2 protein-coding genes and 1 pseudogene are annotated in these 2,321 nt (G+C 66.6%); 2 read left to right on the top strand and 1 reads right to left on the bottom strand.

Annotation, left to right across the window (positions count from 1 at the left end):
* Positions 1-725: hypothetical protein (locus AC2VOG_RS02240; RefSeq protein ID WP_486938285.1), on the bottom strand; the 725-nt coding region annotated here is incomplete at its 3' end.
* Positions 726-1,085: 360 nt separating this feature from the next.
* On the opposite strand from AC2VOG_RS02240, the gene AC2VOG_RS02235 reads away from it, so the two are divergent.
* Positions 1,086-2,087 (top strand): ERCC4 domain-containing protein, encoded by a 1,002-nt coding sequence (locus AC2VOG_RS02235; protein ID WP_486938284.1) that lies wholly within the window; start codon positions 1,086-1,088, stop codon positions 2,085-2,087.
* A 113-nt stretch (positions 2,088-2,200) separates the two neighbouring features.
* Positions 2,201-2,321 (top strand): annotated as a pseudogene (locus tag AC2VOG_RS02230) (type II toxin-antitoxin system PemK/MazF family toxin); the annotation flags it as partial.

Genomic DNA, 2,321 nt, shown 5'->3' with positions numbered 1-2,321 from the left:
GCCGGGATGGTGTCGAAGCCGACATTGGTGCCTGTGGCGGTGTGCGGCGAGATGTCCCCGAACACGCCGGCAAGCTTGCCGTCGAGTTCGAAGAGGTTGTTGAGCTGGACGATCTCGTTGCTGATGGTCGGGTTGATGTCGCCCGCGCTGCTTGCCGACGGCGCGAAGATCGCGTCGTAGCCCTTCAGGTCACCCAGTCCGAAGTTGTAGAAGTACTGCTCGGCGCTCGCGACGGTCGCGTCGGAACCGCTGACCGCGTGGCCGATGGTCGTCGCCGAGCCGAGGTAGTCCGCGACGTTGGTGTCCAAGTTACCGCCATTGGCCGCCGCGTAAACCCCGACGTTGTACGCGTCGTAGAACTCGGTCAACGCGCCGTTGTACTCGTTATACGGACCGGTGTCTGAGGAGATGCCCGCCAAGATCGGGTTCGCGCCGTAGATATCGGTCTCGAGTGGCGTAACGGCGCCGAAAGTAGTCGCCTGCGGCGCGTCGTTCTGCAGGTCAGCGGCGGTGGAGAAAGTGTCGAATACGCCGGTGTCGCCCTTGGTGATGTCGCTGGCGTCGCCGGCCGAGGCCGCGTAAGTCTCGAAGAGCGAGTTTTCCGCGGCGATTTCGCTGTCGAGCGTGCTCGTGACCAGGGTCGGGTCCGCGGCGGCGAGCGGCGCGAACGCGAGTGCCGCTCCGCAGGCGAAGCCAGCGGCCGCGGCGAATTTACGCATGTTCATGGAATTGCCTTTCATGATGTCCATCGACGGTCCGGGCGTGTCCGCCGAAGGCCCCCCAACGATCCCTCCCTGGGCTAAGCCTGAGAAAAACCTTAACCACTTAGCTAAGTCTAAGCAAACTAGCGCGCCGAAAACCCGTGAGTTTCACCCGTTCGTACTAATGGTCAGCAGCACCGCAACGAAGATCAGCGAATGCTGACAAAACTGTGCCGCCCGGGTCATCGGTCGACGGCAACGGGCTGGTCGGCGACGCCACAGCACCCATCCGGGCCGCGCCTGCGCATACGCGGTGATGTCACCGGGACGTCGTGCGTGATGCGCTCGCCCTACGGAGGGCCGGACGCGGCAGAATCAGGGCTTGTGGCGGAATTGCTGATCGCGGTCAATCCCGACGACGAGTCCCGGCTGCGGCTGCTGCTGCGGGTCCCGCTGGCGGGCGGTGACCTGCTGTTTCGCACGTCGGGGACGTGGCCGCGGGAGAAGGCCTTGTTCGCCTACCCGGTCCCGCTGCAGGAATGGCCCGACGATCCGGTGATCGTCGAACGGGTGCCGCTGAGATCGTGCCAGCGGCGCGGCGCGGCGATCGACGTGATCGCCGACCGGTCCCGGCACAGCCGCTCCCAACTCGTGTTCACCCAGGCTCGGGGCCGCGACGCGGTGTTTTGGCAGTCGCCGCGCACCCGCAAGCAGGCACGCCCGAACGTGCGCACCCCGACCGCGCGCGCCCACGGCATCGAGGAGCTACAGATCGTGGTCGACAGCCACGAGCAGTACGCCTACCGATTCCCCACCCAGCAGGTCACCACGGTGAAGCGGGCGCTGCCGTGCGGGGACTACGGCATCGTCGTCGACGGCCAGCTGGTGGCCAGTGTGGAGCGCAAGTCGCTGGCCGATCTGGTCGCTAGCCTCACCGGCGGCAAGCTGCGTTACCAGGTCGGCGAGCTGGCCGCGCTCCCGCGGGCGGCGGTGGTGATCGAGGACCGCTACTCGCAGCTGTTCAAACTCGACCGGGTTCGCCCCGCGGTAATCGCCGACGGGCTCGCCGAGCTACAGGTCCGCTGGCCGAACGTGCCCGTCGTGTTCTGCGAGACCCGTCAGCTCGCCGAGGAATGGACCTACCGGTTCCTGGCCGCCGCACACACCTGGGTAGTCACCGAACACGCTGCGCTGCAACGCATCTCACCGACCGAGAGCAAGGCGATCGAACTCGATCAGGCACCGATTGAGCCGGCACCCGCCACTGCGGAGGTCCGCGCCTGGGCCCGCAGCGCCGGGTTGCCGGTGCCCGATCGCGGACGGCTGCGCCCCGACATTTGGGCTGCCTGGCACGACGCCAACCCGCCCAACCGAACCGAGGTCTGACGCAGCTGTCCCGAAAAGACGGCGAAACTCCACGGCCACGGCCATCAGCGACCGAGCGGCCGGTGTCATCCGTGTCAGGTGTCGACCGCGGCGTGCACACCTAAACTGCGAAGATGCCGTCACAGTGGAGGACGTTTCAGCGACTGGCGGAACAGCTGGTGTTCAGCGAGGCACCGAAATTGATTCGGCAGCTGCAGCATTCCCCCGCGGTGCGGCGCGGCATCCAGGTCGGCC

This window comes from Mycobacterium sp. TH-M11 (assembly GCF_057473725.1).
Note: the sequence above shows the minus strand (reverse complement) of the source record. Positions and strands in the feature narration are given on the sequence as shown.